Source organism: Rhizobium sp. 3T7 (assembly GCF_020166565.1).
Lineage (GTDB): Bacteria > Pseudomonadota > Alphaproteobacteria > Rhizobiales > Rhizobiaceae > Rhizobium.
Map to the genome: position 1 here is coordinate 1 of NZ_JAIQXS010000065.1, position 564 is coordinate 564.

Annotated in this window: 1 pseudogene; it reads right to left on the reverse strand. The window is 55.5% G+C overall.

The features are described from left to right. Nucleotides 1-564: pseudogene (locus K9B32_RS28860) on the reverse strand (IS3 family transposase); the annotation flags it as partial.

Sequence of the window (564 nt, forward strand, 5' to 3'; positions counted from 1 at the left end):
GTTTCGAAGGCGACGATTTCGCCATTGGACAGGTCCATGACCGGCGAGAGATAAAGCTTCTCGCCTGCCACGGTGAACTCCGTCACATCGGTCACCCATTTCTGGTTCATACGTTCGGCGGTGAATTGCCGCTTGATGAGATCGGGAGCGACGCCTCCCACTTCGCCGCTGTAGGATCGATATTTCTTTGGCCTGACCTGAGATTTCAATCCCATATCGACCATCAGACGCTGGACCGTCTTGTGGTTGACCATCTCTCCCAAGCCGCGCAGCGCCGCAGTCACCCGACGATAGCCATAGCGGCCCTTGTGCGTCTCGAAGATCGATTTGATCCTGTCCTTGAGCAGCTCCATGCCGCTCGGGCCGCGACAATGCCTTCTGCTGATAGTAAAACGTGCTGCGCGTCAGGCCCGAAAGCTTCAACAGACCGTCAAGCGGATGCGATGGCCTTAACGCTTGGACGACTTGCGCTTTTTCGGCGCTCGTTGCTGCGTTAAGGCCTCCAGTTTTTTTAGATAGGCATTCTCCATTCGAAGATAATTCAGCTCCGCCAGCAGCTCTTCA